The organism is Burkholderia sp. Ax-1724 (assembly GCF_011752995.1).
GTDB lineage: Bacteria > Pseudomonadota > Gammaproteobacteria > Burkholderiales > Burkholderiaceae > Paraburkholderia.
The window spans coordinates 18,484-32,594 of the sequence record NZ_VWWL01000005.1 but is presented as its reverse complement, the minus strand read 5'-3'; the positions used below and the strand labels follow the sequence as shown (position 1 = coordinate 32,594).

At 69.3% G+C, this 14,111-nt stretch carries 14 protein-coding genes; 11 read left to right on the top strand and 3 right to left on the bottom strand.

Going from position 1 to position 14,111, the window contains the following annotated elements; all coding sequences use genetic code 11:
• Nucleotides 1–274 precede the first annotated feature (274 nt).
• The 3 genes from pqqA (at nucleotide 275) to F3J19_RS07620 (ending at nucleotide 1,854) form a co-directional block, all read left to right on the top strand.
• On the top strand, nucleotides 275–364 hold the full coding sequence (gene pqqA / locus F3J19_RS07630) for a pyrroloquinoline quinone precursor peptide PqqA (RefSeq protein ID WP_345889934.1): 90 nt from the start codon (nucleotides 275–277) through the stop codon (nucleotides 362–364).
• 106 nt (nucleotides 365–470) lie between these two features.
• On the top strand, nucleotides 471–1,073 hold the full coding sequence (locus F3J19_RS07625) for a DUF447 domain-containing protein (RefSeq protein WP_167039421.1): 603 nt from the start codon (nucleotides 471–473) through the stop codon (nucleotides 1,071–1,073).
• A gap of 34 nt (nucleotides 1,074–1,107) precedes the next feature.
• On the top strand, nucleotides 1,108–1,854 hold the full coding sequence (locus tag F3J19_RS07620) for a (5-formylfuran-3-yl)methyl phosphate synthase (RefSeq protein WP_167039419.1): 747 nt from the start codon (nucleotides 1,108–1,110) through the stop codon (nucleotides 1,852–1,854).
• Nucleotides 1,855–2,056: 202 nt separating this feature from the next.
• On the opposite strand, the gene F3J19_RS07615 is transcribed toward F3J19_RS07620, so the two are convergent.
• The 3 genes from F3J19_RS07615 to F3J19_RS07600 form a co-directional block, all read right to left on the bottom strand.
• Nucleotides 2,057–2,647: an aspartate kinase gene (locus F3J19_RS07615; RefSeq protein ID WP_167039417.1), complete on the bottom strand. Its 591-nt coding sequence runs from the start codon at nucleotides 2,645–2,647 to the stop codon at nucleotides 2,057–2,059.
• A gap of 43 nt (nucleotides 2,648–2,690) precedes the next feature.
• A complete protein-coding gene (locus tag F3J19_RS32565; protein ID WP_345891012.1) occupies nucleotides 2,691–3,950 on the bottom strand; it encodes a hydantoinase/oxoprolinase family protein in 1,260 nt (419 codons plus the stop codon).
• A gap of 113 nt (nucleotides 3,951–4,063) precedes the next feature.
• Entirely contained in the window at nucleotides 4,064–5,113 is a 1,050-nt protein-coding gene (locus F3J19_RS07600; RefSeq protein WP_167039415.1) for an ATP-grasp domain-containing protein, read from the bottom strand.
• A gap of 14 nt (nucleotides 5,114–5,127) precedes the next feature.
• Between F3J19_RS07600 and F3J19_RS07595 the strand changes: the two genes are divergently transcribed.
• The 8 genes from F3J19_RS07595 to pqqB all read left to right on the top strand — a co-directional run bounded on the left by F3J19_RS07595 (nucleotide 5,128) and on the right by pqqB (nucleotide 14,021).
• A complete protein-coding gene (locus F3J19_RS07595) occupies nucleotides 5,128–5,886 on the top strand; it encodes a HisA/HisF-related TIM barrel protein (protein ID WP_167039413.1) in 759 nt (252 codons plus the stop codon).
• 354 nt (nucleotides 5,887–6,240) lie between these two features.
• On the top strand, nucleotides 6,241–7,728 hold the full coding sequence (locus F3J19_RS07590; protein WP_167039411.1) for a formylmethanofuran dehydrogenase: 1,488 nt from the start codon (nucleotides 6,241–6,243) through the stop codon (nucleotides 7,726–7,728).
• A complete protein-coding gene (locus F3J19_RS07585; protein ID WP_167039410.1) occupies nucleotides 7,725–9,428 on the top strand; it encodes a formylmethanofuran dehydrogenase subunit A in 1,704 nt (567 codons plus the stop codon). Before F3J19_RS07590 ends, F3J19_RS07585 begins: the two co-directional genes overlap by 4 nt.
• A 14-nt stretch (nucleotides 9,429–9,442) precedes the next feature.
• Nucleotides 9,443–10,453: a formylmethanofuran--tetrahydromethanopterin N-formyltransferase gene (fhcD, locus tag F3J19_RS07580; RefSeq protein WP_167039408.1), complete on the top strand. Its 1,011-nt coding sequence runs from the start codon at nucleotides 9,443–9,445 to the stop codon at nucleotides 10,451–10,453.
• Nucleotides 10,450–11,331: a formylmethanofuran dehydrogenase subunit C gene (locus F3J19_RS07575; protein WP_167039406.1), complete on the top strand. Its 882-nt coding sequence runs from the start codon at nucleotides 10,450–10,452 to the stop codon at nucleotides 11,329–11,331. Before fhcD ends, F3J19_RS07575 begins: the two co-directional genes overlap by 4 nt.
• Nucleotides 11,332–11,422: 91 nt before the next feature.
• Nucleotides 11,423–11,977, top strand: coding sequence for a cytochrome b (locus tag F3J19_RS07570; RefSeq protein ID WP_167039404.1), 555 nt, complete (start codon nucleotides 11,423–11,425; stop codon nucleotides 11,975–11,977).
• A 5-nt stretch (nucleotides 11,978–11,982) separates the two neighbouring features.
• On the top strand, nucleotides 11,983–13,086 hold the full coding sequence (locus F3J19_RS07565) for an alpha/beta fold hydrolase (protein WP_167039908.1): 1,104 nt from the start codon (nucleotides 11,983–11,985) through the stop codon (nucleotides 13,084–13,086).
• Nucleotides 13,083–14,021, top strand: coding sequence for a pyrroloquinoline quinone biosynthesis protein PqqB (gene pqqB / locus F3J19_RS07560; protein ID WP_167039402.1), 939 nt, complete (start codon nucleotides 13,083–13,085; stop codon nucleotides 14,019–14,021). The genes F3J19_RS07565 and pqqB overlap by 4 nt, the downstream gene beginning before the upstream one ends.
• Nucleotides 14,022–14,111 lie beyond the last annotated feature (90 nt).

The window sequence follows — 14,111 nt, the reverse complement described above, 5'->3', positions numbered from 1 at the left end:
CACACCGCGCGGCGGCTCGCGTGTTGGCGGCAGGAGCGACTGCATGCGCGCCGCGCGGCGGTCAGGCGGCGGCCGAACGGCCACGCGCGGCGGCGCAATTCGGCAGGCGCTGCATTGTCCGCCGCGAAGAAGCAGATAGAGGTCCGGCAAGCGGCCGGCACATCGTACCGGCAATACGCATAGGCACCAACCCAGGCACAAAGCTTGCATCGATACCCACCGCCACCGAAGTCCGGCATCACGCCGGGCCGGCGGCGCAACGCTGTTTCAACCCATGGAGGAAGCACGTATGCAATGGACGACTCCGAGTTACACCGACCTACGCCTCGGTTTTGAAATCGTGATGTATGTCGCAACGCGTTAAGCCCGCGAAAGGGCCGCACGCCGCGGCCCCTTCGCGGTTCCCGTTGGTGTTTGTCAGCAGTTGAACGGCCGGCCTTCCGGCGCTGTCAGGACACGCGTTCCCATCCATGATCCACGAAACGATCGTCACCACGGCAGCGTGCGATGGCCGTCCTCATATTGCGCCGATGGGCGCGCGCTACGAGGGCGAGCGGATCGTCCTTGCGCCTTTCCGTCCGTCCACGACGCTCGACAACATCGTCGCGTCGCGTGCGGCGGTTCTGAATTTCACCACCGACGTGCGCATCTTCGCGGGCTGCGTCACGCACTGCGCGACCGACTGGCCGACCGTGCGCGCGAGCCGCGTGGCGAGCGTGCGCCTCGCCGAATCGCTCGCGCATGCCGAGCTCGAACTCGACGAGATACGTGACGACGCCGAGCGTCCCGTGCTGTTCATGAAATGCGTGCACCGCGAAAACCATGCGCCGTTCGCGGGCTTCAACCGCGCGCAGTCGGCCGTCGTGGAAGGCGCGATTCTCGTGAGCCGGCTCTTCATGCTGCCGGCCGCGAAGATCGATAGCGAAATGGCCTATCTGCAGATCGCCATCGACAAGACCGCCGGCGACAACGAGCGCACGGCATGGGGCTGGCTCGTCGACGCGGTCGCGCGGCATCGGGCGGGCCTCGAAGCGGCGGGCGGGCAACAACCCGCCGCTGCCGTCCATCACTAGCGCCATCCAGCCGCCGTTTTCCCGGAGACAACCGATGACCGCCCTGCTCGCCAGCGTTCGCTCGGACGACGAAGCATTCGACGCCGCTCGCGCCGGCGCCGAACTGATCGACCTCAAGGAACCGAACGAAGGCGCGCTCGGCGGCCTGCCGAGCGGCGCCATCGCACGCATCGCGCGGCAGTTGCGCGCGCGCTATCCGGTCAAGCCGATCAGCGCGGCGATCGGCGACGTGCCGGCCGAGGCGTTCGACGAAATCGCCGCGCGCGTGATCGAGGTCAGCGACGCGGGCGTCGACTACGTGAAGGTCGGCGTCGCGCGCGGACCGGCCGCGCGGCGCTGCATCGAGCAACTCGCGAATCTGCCGGCCACCGTGGTGCCGGTGCTGCTATGCGACGGCGGCATGGACGACGAACTGGTCACGCACGCCGCCGCGCTCGGCTTCGCGGGCCTGATGTTCGACACCGCGAGCAAGGACGGCAGCACGCTGTTCGATCACGTCGACGTCGATACGCTCGCGCGCTGGTTGCGCTGCGTGCGCGAACGCGGCGCGCTCGGCGGCATCGCCGGCGCGCTCGGCTGGGCGCAGCTGGAGCAGATCCGCGCGCTCGCGCCCGACGTGGCCGGTTTTCGCACCGCGTTGTGCAGCGACGGACGCCGCTCGCGGCTCGATCCCGAGCGCGTCGCGCAATGGGCGAGCGCGCTGCATGGGCCGGGTTCAGGTGAGCGCGGCGTGGGCGGCGCAGTGGCCGCGCGGGGTGGTGTCGGCACGGTGCGGCTGTAGAGCGGCGCGGCTGCGTCGCTTCACGCTTCATAGCGATTACCCACAGCAATTTTCCACAGCGATTTCCCGTGGCGATGTCCCCGAACCGCTGCGCCTCGCAACTTGCGTCGAAACCCGCCTTCAGTTCCGCACGCGCGCCGGGGCCGCTCGCAATACGCTGTACGTCAACGCGCCGTGCCTCGCCTTCCTCATCGCCCTCGCCTCACGCCACCGGAATATTGAGCAGCCGGTCGCGCATCAACACGACGCTGTGCTTGTCGAATAGCTCGACCACATAGTTCGCGTCGGTCACGTAATCGACGAAACTGCGATCGACCACGCCTGCCGCGGCCAGCGCATCGAGCGGATCGTCGGCGGCAATCGGGCAGGACTTCACGACGATCAGCCGCTCGGCGTTGAGCATCGTCGAGAGCCAGGCGGCGAGGCTGTCCGAGGTCGTGTCCCAGTTGCTCATCGCGTCGGGCGTGTCGCGCATCAAGGCGGTCGGCACCCACACGGCGACATGGCCGTCGCGCAACGTGCGGCGAATCTTCGCCTCGCTCGACGCCAGCACGAGTTCGGGCGACACGCCCTGCATCAGCAGCGCGTACTGCGTCATCGCGAGCAGACACATGTTGTGCGCGGCGAGATCGTCGAAGCGCCATTCGCTCTGGTACTGGCGCACCTTGTCCGCGAAATCGCCGCCGCCGGGCACGATGACGATGCGTCCGCCGCCGACTTCGCATAGCTCGCTGAGCCAGTGGCGCAGCGCCGGGTCGTGACTCAGACTGCCTCCGATCTTGACCACCCACATGACTGTTATCCTCGCGTCCAGTTGAGTGCCCGGCTGGGTTCCGTCATGTTTCAACACCACGCGCTTCAACACCACGCTTTTCAACACTGCACTTCTCCACACCGCGTTTGAGCAGCGCGACCGCCACGCTCGGCGCGCAGGTTGCCGCCCACGCGGCGCACTCGTCCGGCACGCCCGCGAGCGCGCCGAAGTCGAGAAACTCGCGCGCCTGCTCGCGCGCCAACGCGGTCACGAGGAAGCGGCCGCAGCCCGCGCCCACGAGCGGCGCGGCCACCTCCACGAGCGCCGGATGCGCCGCGGCCACGCGCCGCAGATTCGCGCCGATCTCGCTCAATTGCAGCGCGCGCCACCGCTGCGCAAAGCGCAGCCAGGCATCGGGCGCCGCTTCGTGCGCGTCGCGCCCGATCATGCGCGCAAGCCGCGCCCGGCTCGCGGCCTCGGTCTTCGGCCCCTGGTCCGCGCTCGGCTGCACGTCGTGCAGCGGGTCCAGTTCGCCCGTCAAGCGATAGACGTCGGCGGTTGTCGCGAACCATTCGTTCATCACGTTGACGGTGACGCCGTCGAATTCGATGCGGTGCGCGACGCCGCACAACGGCGTGCGCACCACGCCGTGATACACGAGTTCGCCGCTCGCAAGCCGGCCGGCATCGGTCGCGGCGCGCGCAACGACGCGGCCGCCGACGATCGGAATGATGTCGGTCGTGGTGCTGCCGATATCGACGAGCACCGCATCGGCGAGGCGCGTGGCAACCCAGTTCGCGGTCGCGAGCCAGTTGGCCGAGGCGACGTGCCGCCAGTGGACCGCGCAGGCCTCGGCGGCGAGCCAGCCGGCGGCGCCGGCGTAGAAGCTCAGTGGCGAGCGCGACGGCGAATCGGATAGCGAATTCAGCGACGAATCGGATGGCAAAGTCAGCGGCGAATCCGATAGCGAACCCGACGGTGAACTCGATGGCAAATTCAGCAACGCCCCCGGCTGCTCCCCGGACCGCGAACCCGCTTGCGCGCCTAACCGCCGCTCCAGCGTCGCGACAATCGCGCGCACGCCTGCGGCACGATCCGCGAACAGATCGACCATCTCGCCGGTCATCGTCACCGCATGCCGTGCCGCGGGCGAACGGGCCTGCGGCCAGCGCTCGAATACGAGGTCGATCGTGCGTTCGAGATGGTCGAGCCCCTGCCACAACGGACAGGCCCATTGCACGACATCGCGCACCGCGCCGCCGCCATCGACACGCGACACCTTCACGTGCGCGCCGCCGACGTCCCAGCCGAATACGGCTGCGTCAGCCGCCGCGTGATTCACGACATGATTCACGGCGTGATGCACCGCGAGGTTCGCCGTGCCATCAGCCACACCCGCCACATCTGCCACGCCCGTCCCCGTTCGATGTGCCATCGCGTCGATCCGTGTCGTGCTCAAGGCCGCACCTCGAAAGTCGGCGACGAAGGATTCACGCGCCCCGCCCCGCATCGCTCGATGCGCACGCCGTGCGCCGCGAGCAAGGCACGCGCAAGCCCGCTGCCGCGCGCCGCGAACAGCCCCGCATACGCGACCGTGAGACGCGGATTCACCTCGATCACGACCGGCCCGCGCCGCGGATGCCACACCACGTCGATGCCGACAAAACCGCACAGGCCCGGTATCGCTCGCGCGACGCGTTGCGCGAGCGCTTCGAGCACGAGCCCCTGCTCGCCACGACGATCGATCCGGTCGACGAGCACGCCGTCGAACTCGACGATGCGCGCCGCGTGGCGCGATGCGTCTGCCTCGCTGATGCCGATCTGCTGACGGTTGATGCTCAGCAGTTCCGTCTCGTCGCCACGGCAGAGCAGCGACAGACTCAGCGGCTCGCCATCGACCCACGCCTGCAGCACCGGATTGCGCGCGGCAGCCGCGCGCGCCTCGTATTCGGCGCAGGCATCGGCGAAACGGTCGAACACGAAGGTGTCGAGCCCGCCCGCGCCGTCGTCCGGTTTCACGACCCAGCGGCCTTCGGGCTGCGCGCTCGCGGGACCGGGTTCGAGCGCGGGCGTCACGGCGATGCCGTGCGCGGCGAGACAGGCAGCCGTCGCGCTCTTGCTCGACGTCAGGCGAATCGCTTCCTTCGCGCAGCCGAGCCAGCGCGCCGTGCCGACCGCATCATGAAACTGCAGCAGCAGGCCGTCGCATTCCGGCGCGATGATCCATGCGTAATCGTGTTCGCGCGCCGCGCGCGCGACGAAGGCCGTCATCGATTCGCCCGGCGCGGCCATACAATGAGCGTCGCCAGGCGCCGGCGTTTCGAAGCGCGAGGTCGCGAACGTGACCTCCACGCCGTCGATGTCGCGCAGCGCGGCGACGAGCGCATCGCGCATGACCCGCCCTTCGACGATCAGCGCGCTCAGGTCGGCGAGACTGCCCTCGCCGGCCAGCGCGGGATCGATGCCGCCGCCGGTGAGATACTCGTAGACAAAGATCTTGGTCAAAGGAACGCGCCCCCATGCAGGTGATACCGGTTCTCGATCTTCTCGACGGCCACGTCGTGCGCGCGGTGCGCGGCGAGCGAACCGCCTACCGGCCCATCGAGTCCCGCCTCTGCGCGGCCAGCGAGCCGCTTGCCATCGCCCGCGCGCTGCTCGCGGCCAGCGGCGCGCGCACGCTCTACATCGCCGATCTCGGCGCCATCCTGCAACGCGGCGCGCATGTGTCGACGCTCGCCGCCTTGCGGGCCGCACTGCCCGGCATCGACCTCTGGCTCGACGCCGGCTTCGCTGACTACGCCTCGATGCGCGAGATGTTCGAACGCATCGAGGCCGTCGATCGACATGATGGCCAGACCGTCGATCATGTCGCTCCCACTCCGCTCGCGACGCTCGTGCCCGTGTTCGGCACCGAGTCGTTGCGCGACATCCATGCGCTGCACGCGGCGCAGGCGGCCGGCCTCGCGCCGATCCTCTCGCTCGACCATCGCGCGGGCCAACTGCTCGCGGCCGCCGAACTCGATCGCTCGTCGGCCTGGTGGCCGTCGCGCGTGATCGCGATGACGCTCGATCAGGTCGGCAGCTACGCCGGCCCCGATCTCGCCACCTTCGAACGCATCCGCGCACGCGCCGCCGCGCAGACCACGGTGATCGGCGCGGGCGGCATCCGCCATCGCGCCGACCTGAGCGCCGCGATCGACACCGGCGCGACCGCCTGGCTCGTCGCCTCGGCGCTGCACGACCGGCAGATCGGCGCCGCGCCGGCCGGGCACGCGTAGGCTGTCCATACAATTTCCATGCCACGCGGCCGGCAACCCGCGAATGTCAGCGAAGCGCATACGCATCATGCAGCGCGTGACACTCTGCTCCAGCACGGCACACAACCTGTACGGCGCAGCGGGCTCGCGGCGGCCCTTCGGCGCACGCGCTCCACGGCTGGTTCGACGCGGGCCGTGTGAAGCCCATTCGGACTCGTGATCCGCCCAACGCAAAGGCGCACGACCGTGCGCGCCCATCGGACCGGCAGCGCGTGCGATGTCGTTGTCCTAACGTTGCCCTGTTGTTGTCCTACCGTGGCCCCATCGTTGCGACGGCATTGCGCCAATCGGCATGGAGCTTGCTAAAAGTGCGCCATGCACCTGTCCCCCAACGATCCATCGGCTTCGCGCACGAACGCACCGGACACGACCGGCGCGCGCGCCGCGACGATCACGCGCGACTGGGTCTGCCCGTTCTGTCCTTTGCTCTGCGACGACCTCAGCGCCGATTCGCACGATGACGGCACGCTCGGCGTGCCGCACGCCGACTGCGCACGGCTGACGCAAGCGCTCGCGTGTTACGGCGCGGGCGACGCGCCATGCCGCAGCGTCGTCGACGGCAACGAGGCGGATGCCGATACCGCGCTCGCGCACGCCGCGCAACGGCTCGCGAACGCGCGCCGGCCGCTGTTCGGCGGACTCTCCACCGACGTCGCGGGCGCCCGCGCGCTCTACGCGCTCGCGGCCGATTGCGGCGCGATGCTCGATCATCTGCAGGGCGATGCGCTAACGCCAGCGACGCTCGCCTTGCAGGATCGCGGCTCGTTCTTCACGACGCTCTCCGAAGTGCGTGCGCGCGCCGATCTGCTGGTGTTCTTCGGCTGCCAGCCGTCGCTGCGTTATCCGCGCTTTTTCACGCGCACGCTCGCGAACACCGATCTCGCGCGCGAACTCGTCTTCGTCGGCTGCGCGGCAGACCCGGCGGCCGAGGGCTTCGCGCATACGCGCATCGAAACGCTGCTCGTGAACGCCGATTCGTTCGACACGCTCGCGCTATGGTCCGCGCTCGCCGAGGGCCGCGAAGCGGCTGCGCTGGATCGCGACGAGGCCAACGTCAGCAACAGGAACGCCGACGATAAACACACGAACGACAGCGGCAGTCACGCGCATCCAGCCGCGACGCTCGCCTCACTCCAGGCCCGCATCGCCGCGGCACGCTACACGGTGATCGTCTACGAACCGGCCGCCCTGCCCGGCCCGCATGCGGCGCTGCTGATCGAGGCGCTGAACCGCATCGTCAAGACGGCGAACCGCACGAGCCGCGCCGCGTGTCTCGCGCTCGGCGGCGACGATGGCGCGCTGACGGTCAATCAGACGATGACCTGGCTTAGCGGCTTGCCGTTGCGCACGCGCGTCGCGATGCCCGCACGAGTCGCCGGCACGGCGCCGCTCGATCACGATCCGTACCGCTATCGCACCGGCAGGCTGCTGGCCGAGCGCGAAGCCGACGCGTTGCTCTGGATCGCGAGCTTCACGCCGCACGCCTGGCCCGCCTCGCTCGATCCGGCCGTCCCGCTGATCGTGCTCGGCCATCCGGCGCTCGCCGATGCGGCGAAGGCGCGCGGCGCGAATACCGTGTTCGTGCCGGTCGCGACACCGGGCATCGACGGCAACGGACATCTGTTTCGCGTCGACAGTTCGGTCGTGCTGCCGTTGACGGCCGCGCGCGGCGCGGCGCTCGCCTCGGTCGCGGAAATGGCCGCGCAATTGAGCGAACGCTTGCGGGCGCTATCGGCGGCTCGGCCAGGCATTCCGCCGGGCGCGCACGCACCCGCCCAGCACCCCGGCGAGGCCCATTCATGACCCTCGTCCGGCTCAAAGGCGGCACGCTGTTCGACCCGGTCCACCAAGTGAACGGCGAGCGCCGCGATCTGACATTCCGCGACGGCCGCATCATTAACGACGTGGCGGCCAATACGCCCATCGATCGCGAATACGACGCGACCGGCATGATCGTGATGGCGGGCGGCATCGACATGCATTCGCATATCGGCGGCGGCAAGACCAACCTGTCGCGCCTGCTGCTGCCCGAGGACCATCGCGCCGATCCGATTCGCGACGCCGCCTATGAAGCGGTGCAGGACGACGCGGGCCGCTATCTGCGGCTGCCCTCGTGCGGCGTCTGCGCACCGGGCACGCTCGCGACCGGCTACCGCTACGCCGAAATGGGCTACACGGCCGCATTCGAGCCGGCGATGATGCCGTCCAACGCGCGCCACACGCACCTCGAAATGGGCGACACGCCGATCATCGATCACGGCGCCTACGTGATGCTCGGCAACGACGAACTGTTTCTGCAAATGCTCGCCGCGCGCGACGACTTCGAGCGGCTGCGCGATTACATCGGCTGGACGATTCACGCGAGCAAGGCGCTCGGCGTGAAAGTGGTCAACCCGGGCGGCATCTCGGCCTTCAAGTTCAACCAGCGCTCGCTCGATATCGACGAGGCGCACACGCACTACGGCATCACGCCGCGCGAGGTGCTGCATACGCTGTCGCGCGCGCTGACCGAGCTGCGCGTGCCGCATCCGCTGCACGTGCATGCGAGCAATCTCGGCGTGCCCGGCAATCTCGCCTCGACGATCGCGACGATGGACGCCGCCGACGGCCTGCCGATCCATCTGACACATATCCAGTTTCACAGCTACGGCACCGAAGGGCCGCAGAAGTTTTCCTCGGGCGCGCGGCAGATTGCCGAGGCTGTCAACGCGCGGCCGAACGTCTCGATCGACGTCGGCCAGATCATCTTCGGACAGACCGTCACGGCCTCGGGTGACACGATGATGCAGTTCCGCAACACGCCGCTCGCGCGGCCGCACAAGTGGGTGGTCGGCGACATCGAATGCGACGCGGGCTGCGGCGTCGTGCCGTTCCGCTATCGCGAGCAGAGCTATGTGAATGCGCTGCAGTGGATCATCGGCCTCGAAATCTTCCTGCTCGTCGACGATCCGTGGCGCGTCGCGATGACCACCGATCATCCGAACGGCGGCCCGTTCACGAGCTACCCGCATCTGATCCGCCTGCTGATGGACAAGACGTTTCGCGACGCGCAACTGGCGAAGCTGCATCCCGAGGCGCAGGTCGCGAGCGCGCTGCCCGAACTTACGCGCGAGTTCTCGCTGTACGAGATCGCCATCATCACGCGCGCCGGTCCCGCGCGGCTGCTCGGCCTGCGCGACCGCGGCCATCTCGGCGCGGGCGCGGCGGCCGACATCGCCGTCTATCGCGACGAGCCCGACCGCGAGCGGATGTTCACGTCGCCGGCCTATGTGTTCAAGGACGGCGAGCTGGTCGCGCGCGACGGCACGCTCGTCGCGACGCCGACCGGCGGCATCCATTTCGTCGCGCCGGACTTCGATCGCGGCATCGAGAAGACCGTGCGCGCATATAGCGACACGAACCTCGCGAGCAACTTCGCGCATGCGGCGATCAGCGACGACGAGGTGTGCAGTTGCTGCCGCGGCGGGCGGCTGTTGCCCGTCGAATGTCTGGTCGACGGTTGAGGGACGCACGAGCCATGTCAGACGCGCCAGCCAACCTAACCGATGCGTCCGCGACGAGCGCCCCGGCCGCGCTCGCCATTAACGGCACCGCGATCGACGCGACCTTCGCCGAAGCGTTTCCGATGAAGGCGACGCGGCTCGTCATCACGGCCCACACGCCCACCTGGGCGATGCACGCGGCGAACTCGCTGACGGGCTTCGCGACCTCGGTGATCGGCTGCGGCTGCGAGGCCGGCATCGAGCGCACGCTCGCGCCCGACGCAACGCCCGATGGCCGGCCCGGCGTCGCGGTGCTGCTGTTCGCGGTGTCGTCGAAGGAGCTGGCGAAGCAGATCGGCCGGCGCGTCGGCCAATGCGTGCTCACCTGCCCGAGCACGGCCGTGTTCGGCGGCATCGATCCCGCCACGAGCCGCGCGCCGCTCTCGGATCGCGCGCCGCTCGGCAGCGGGCTGCGCTTTTTCGGCGACGGCTGGCAGATCGCCAAGATGCTCGACACGGGGAACGGACCCACGCGCTACTGGCGCATACCGGTGATGGACGGCGAGTTCGTCTGCGAGGACACGGCGGCGACCGTCAAGGCGGTCGGCGGCGGCAACCTGCTGCTGCTCGCGCGCGACCAGGACGCCGCGCTCGCCGCCGCCGAAGCGGCCGTGGCGGCGATGCGCCGGCTGCCGAACGTCATCATGCCGTTCCCGGGCGGCATCGTCCGCTCGGGGTCGAAAGTCGGCTCCCGCTACGCGGGCGCGAGCGCCTCGACCAACGACGCGTTCTGTCCGACGCTGATCGGGCTGTCGGCGCATAGCGAACTCGGCGCGGAAGTGGGCTGCGTGCTGGAGATCGTGATCGACGGCCTGACCGACGCCGACGTCGGCGCGGCGATGACGGCCGGGATCGGCGCGGCCTGCGAGCTCGGCCGCGCGGCTGGGGTGCTGCGGATTTCGGCGGGCAACTATGGCGGCAAGCTCGGGCCGTATCACTTCCATCTGCATGCGCTCGCGGCCGGGCTCGACAGGGGGCGCGCATGAGTACGACCACCTTGCGCCTCAAAACGCCGCCCGGTTTTCGCGTCGATGCCGCCGCACTGCGGCCCGCGACGCTGGCGAGCCTGAGCGTGGCCGAGATCGAGCACATCGTGCTGGCGGGCGGCAACGAGAGTTGCGAGGTCGGCGAGGTGTTCGAGGTTCTACGCGATGAATACACGACTTCGCAATCCCCTGCGGAAACGGCACTGCCCGCAACGCCGGACAGCAACAGCAACGCCGCGCCCACACTCGTCATCGACGGCGCGGCTCGCTGGCTCGACCGCCTCGGCGCGGAAATGGACGGCGGCCGGCTCGTCCTGCGGGGCTCGGCCGGCGACTACTGCGGCTTCAGGATGAGCGGCGGCGAACTACGGATCGACGGCGACACCGGCCACTTCACCGGCTGCGAAATGCGCGGCGGCCGGCTCACGGTGAACGGCGACAGCGGCGATTTCGTCGCCGGTGCGCTGACCGGCGACATGGAAGGCATGAGCGGCGGCACGCTGACGATTCGCGGCAACGCCGGCGCGCGGCTCGCCGACCGCATGCGGCGCGGCCTCGTGCTGGTCGGCGGCAACGCGGGAGAATTCGCGGCCTCGCGGCTGGTGGCCGGCACCGTCGGCGTGGCGGGCGAACTGGGCCCGCATTATGCCTATGGAATGAGGCGCGGCACCTTGCTGCTCGCGCGCCGGCCGGCGCACCGGCTGCCGCCGACCTTCACGAACGGCGGCCAGGGGTTCGACGTATTCTGGTCCTTGCTCGTGCGCAGTCTCGCCAACGAAATCGCGCCGTTTTCGCAGTGGCGCGCGCAGCGTCTGCCGGTCCGCTACACGGGCGATCTCGCCGTCGACGGCAGGGGCGAAATACTGATCGCCGGATAAGGCCGCACGCCGCGTCGATCGATGGCAGTGAAACGGTGTTCGACAGCAGTCGCCTCGACAAGCAAGCCTCTTGCACGGGAGTGAAGACAGCATGACGACAACGGATTCTCCGAACGCAAACGCCGGCGGCACCCGCTATGCGGGCCTGCTGATCGTGCTGCACTGGCTCATCGCGCTCGGCATCATCGGCCTGCTCGCGCTCGGCCTCTATATGGTCGGATTGCCGAAGGGTTTGCCGGTCAAAGCGACGCTGCTGAACCTGCACAAGTCGCTCGGACTGACGGTTTTCCTGCTGGTGCTTCTGCGCATCGTGGCGCGGGCTGTCCTTCACCGGCCACCCCTGCCGCCGATGCCAGCGTGGCAACGCGCCGCCGCGCGCACTACGCAGGGTCTTTTATACGTCGGCATGGTCACGATGCCGCTCGCCGGCTATCTCGGCTCGTCGTTCAATCGCTATGGCACGCGCTTCTGGGGCATCCTGCTGCCGAAGTGGGGCTGGGACGATCCGCATCTGCGCGAACTGTTCTTCGGCATTCACGGGTTCATCGGCTATGGGCTGATCACGCTGATCGTGCTGCACGTAGCCGGCGCCCTCAAGCATCAATGGATCGATCGCGACAACCTGCTCGCGAGGATGCGGCCATGACGACGATGCTGGGTAGTTCGACGCGCAGTCCGACGCGCAGTCCGACACATCGCGCGACGCGCCCTGCCTCGCAGCACGCGGCGGCGCCGCTCGAAAGCGCCACGCTGCGCACGCGCGACGGTCATCGCGTGTGGTACGCGGTGGCGGGCGCGCGCGACGGCGTGCCGGTCGCGGTGCTGCACGGCGGCCCCGGCAGCGGCAGTCAGCCGGGCGTGTTGCGGCTCTTCGATCTAAGCCGCTTTCGCGTCGTGCTGATCGACCAGCGCGGCACCGGCGTCTCGACGCCGCACGGCAGCGTGCGCCACAACAGCACCGGCTATCTGATCGCCGATCTCGAAGCGATTCGCGCGCGGCTCGGCTTCGCGCGCTGGGGCGTGCTCGGCGGATCATGGGGCGCGGCGCTCGCGCTCGCGTATGCGGGGCAGTGTCCGCAGTCGGTCACGGGGGTCGTGATGCGCGGCCTCTTTCTGACCTCGGCGCGCGAAGTGCGCGGCCTGTTCGTGGCGTCGCGCAAACGCGCGCCGCGTGCGTGGGCGACGCTGCGCGAGGCGGCCCGTTGCGAGCGGCCCGCGCAGCTTGTCGCCCGTTGCGCCGCCACGCTGCGATACGGCGCGAACCCAACGCGGCAGCGCGCGCTCGCGCAAGCCTGGCGCGGCTATGAAAACGAGGTGCTGGCGAGCGCGGCGCCGCGACATTCGGCCCAACGTGCGGCACAACGCGCGGCACAACGTGATGCACCGCGCAACGCACGACACAACGCACACGGCGCGCGGCGCGCTACCCGCAAGCTGATCGGCAAATACCGGATTCAGGCGCACTACCTCGCGCATCGCTGCTGGCTCGGCGAAACGCGCCTGCTGTCGCTCGCGCGCCGCGCGGCGGCGGCCGGCGTGCCGCTCGCCGCCGTGCATGGCGCGCGCGATCCGGTGTGTCCGCGCGGCAATCTGCGGCGTCTCGGGCGCGCGGTTCCCGAGGCGCGGCTCGAATACGTGAGCGCGGCCGGTCATCTCGCGAGCGATCCCGCGCTGCATGCGCGCGTCGCGCAGGCGCTCGCCGCGATGTTCATTCCAACCGTCGAAGAGGGACGCGGCATGCGTCGTGCGGCATGAAGATCAAGGTACTCGGTTCGTCGGCGGGCGGCGGCTTTCCACAATGGAACTGCAATTGCCGCAATTGCGACGGCGTACGGCGCGGCACGCTGAAGGCCACGCGCCGCACGCAGTCGTCGATCGCGGTCAGCGCGAACGGCGAGGACTGGCTGCTCGTCAACGCCTCGCCCGATCTGCTCACGCAGATCGTCGCCCATCCCGAGTTGCAGCCGGCTCGCCGCGCGCGCGACAGCGGCATCGCCGCCGTGCTCGTGATCGACGCGCAGATCGATCACGTGACCGGCCTGCTGATGCTGCGCGAGCGCGACACGCCGCTGCCGCTCTACGCAACCGACGCGGTATGGCAGGACCTCGACTCCGGCTTTCCGGTCGCGCCGATTCTGTCGCACTACTGCGGCGTCGAGCATCGCCGCATCGCGCTCGACGGCGCGCCGCTCACGGTCGAGGCCCTGCGCGGCATCCGCATCGACGCGCTGCCGCTCTCGAGCAAGGCACCGCCCTATTCGCCGCACCGTCACGCGCCCGAGCGCGGCGACAACATCGGGCTCGTGCTGACGAACCTGCAATCGGGCCAGCGCGTGTTCTACGCGCCGGGCCTCGGCGCGATCGAGGAACACGTGCTCGCGGCGATGCGCGAGGCCGATCTGCTGCTCGTCGACGGCACGCTATGGACCGGCGACGAAATGATCCGCCTCGGCCTGTCGAAGAAAACCGCCGCCGACATGGGGCATCTGCCGCAGACCGGCGCGGGCGGCATGATCGAAACGCTGGACTCGCTCGACGCGCATCGCCCCAGCCAGCGCGGCGCGCGGCGCAAGGTGCTGATCCATATCAACAACACGAACCCGATTCTCGTCGAGGACGGTCCCGAGCGCCGTGTGCTCGGCGAGCATGGCATCGAAGTGGCTTATGACGGCATGAGTTTCGAACTGTGAAGCCTGCGACTGCGCGGCGCGCGAGTGCGCAATTGCGGCGGCAGCGGCAATGACGAATGCAAGGCAATGCAGTAACGAGGCGCGGCAGTG

Bases quoted from the DNA above. Each gene is read 5' to 3' on its own strand.
- F3J19_RS07570 (WP_167039404.1), top strand. From the start codon at position 11,423: ATGACGACAACGGATTCTCCGAACGCAAACGCCGGCGGCACCCGCTAT.
- F3J19_RS07595 (WP_167039413.1), top strand. From the start codon at position 5,128: ATGCAGGTGATACCGGTTCTCGATCTTCTCGACGGCCACGTCGTGCGC.
- F3J19_RS07575 (WP_167039406.1), top strand. From the start codon at position 10,450: ATGAGTACGACCACCTTGCGCCTCAAAACGCCGCCCGGTTTTCGCGTC.
- pqqB (WP_167039402.1), top strand. From the start codon at position 13,083: ATGAAGATCAAGGTACTCGGTTCGTCGGCGGGCGGCGGCTTTCCACAA.
- F3J19_RS07590 (WP_167039411.1), top strand. From the start codon at position 6,241: ATGCACCTGTCCCCCAACGATCCATCGGCTTCGCGCACGAACGCACCG.
- F3J19_RS07625 (WP_167039421.1), top strand. From the start codon at position 471: ATGATCCACGAAACGATCGTCACCACGGCAGCGTGCGATGGCCGTCCT.
- F3J19_RS07585 (WP_167039410.1), top strand. From the start codon at position 7,725: ATGACCCTCGTCCGGCTCAAAGGCGGCACGCTGTTCGACCCGGTCCAC.
- pqqA (WP_345889934.1), top strand. From the start codon at position 275: ATGGAGGAAGCACGTATGCAATGGACGACTCCGAGTTACACCGACCTA.
- fhcD (WP_167039408.1), top strand. From the start codon at position 9,443: ATGTCAGACGCGCCAGCCAACCTAACCGATGCGTCCGCGACGAGCGCC.
- F3J19_RS07615 (WP_167039417.1), bottom strand. From the start codon at position 2,647: ATGTGGGTGGTCAAGATCGGAGGCAGTCTGAGTCACGACCCGGCGCTG.
- F3J19_RS07620 (WP_167039419.1), top strand. From the start codon at position 1,108: ATGACCGCCCTGCTCGCCAGCGTTCGCTCGGACGACGAAGCATTCGAC.
- F3J19_RS07565 (WP_167039908.1), top strand. From the start codon at position 11,983: ATGCTGGGTAGTTCGACGCGCAGTCCGACGCGCAGTCCGACACATCGC.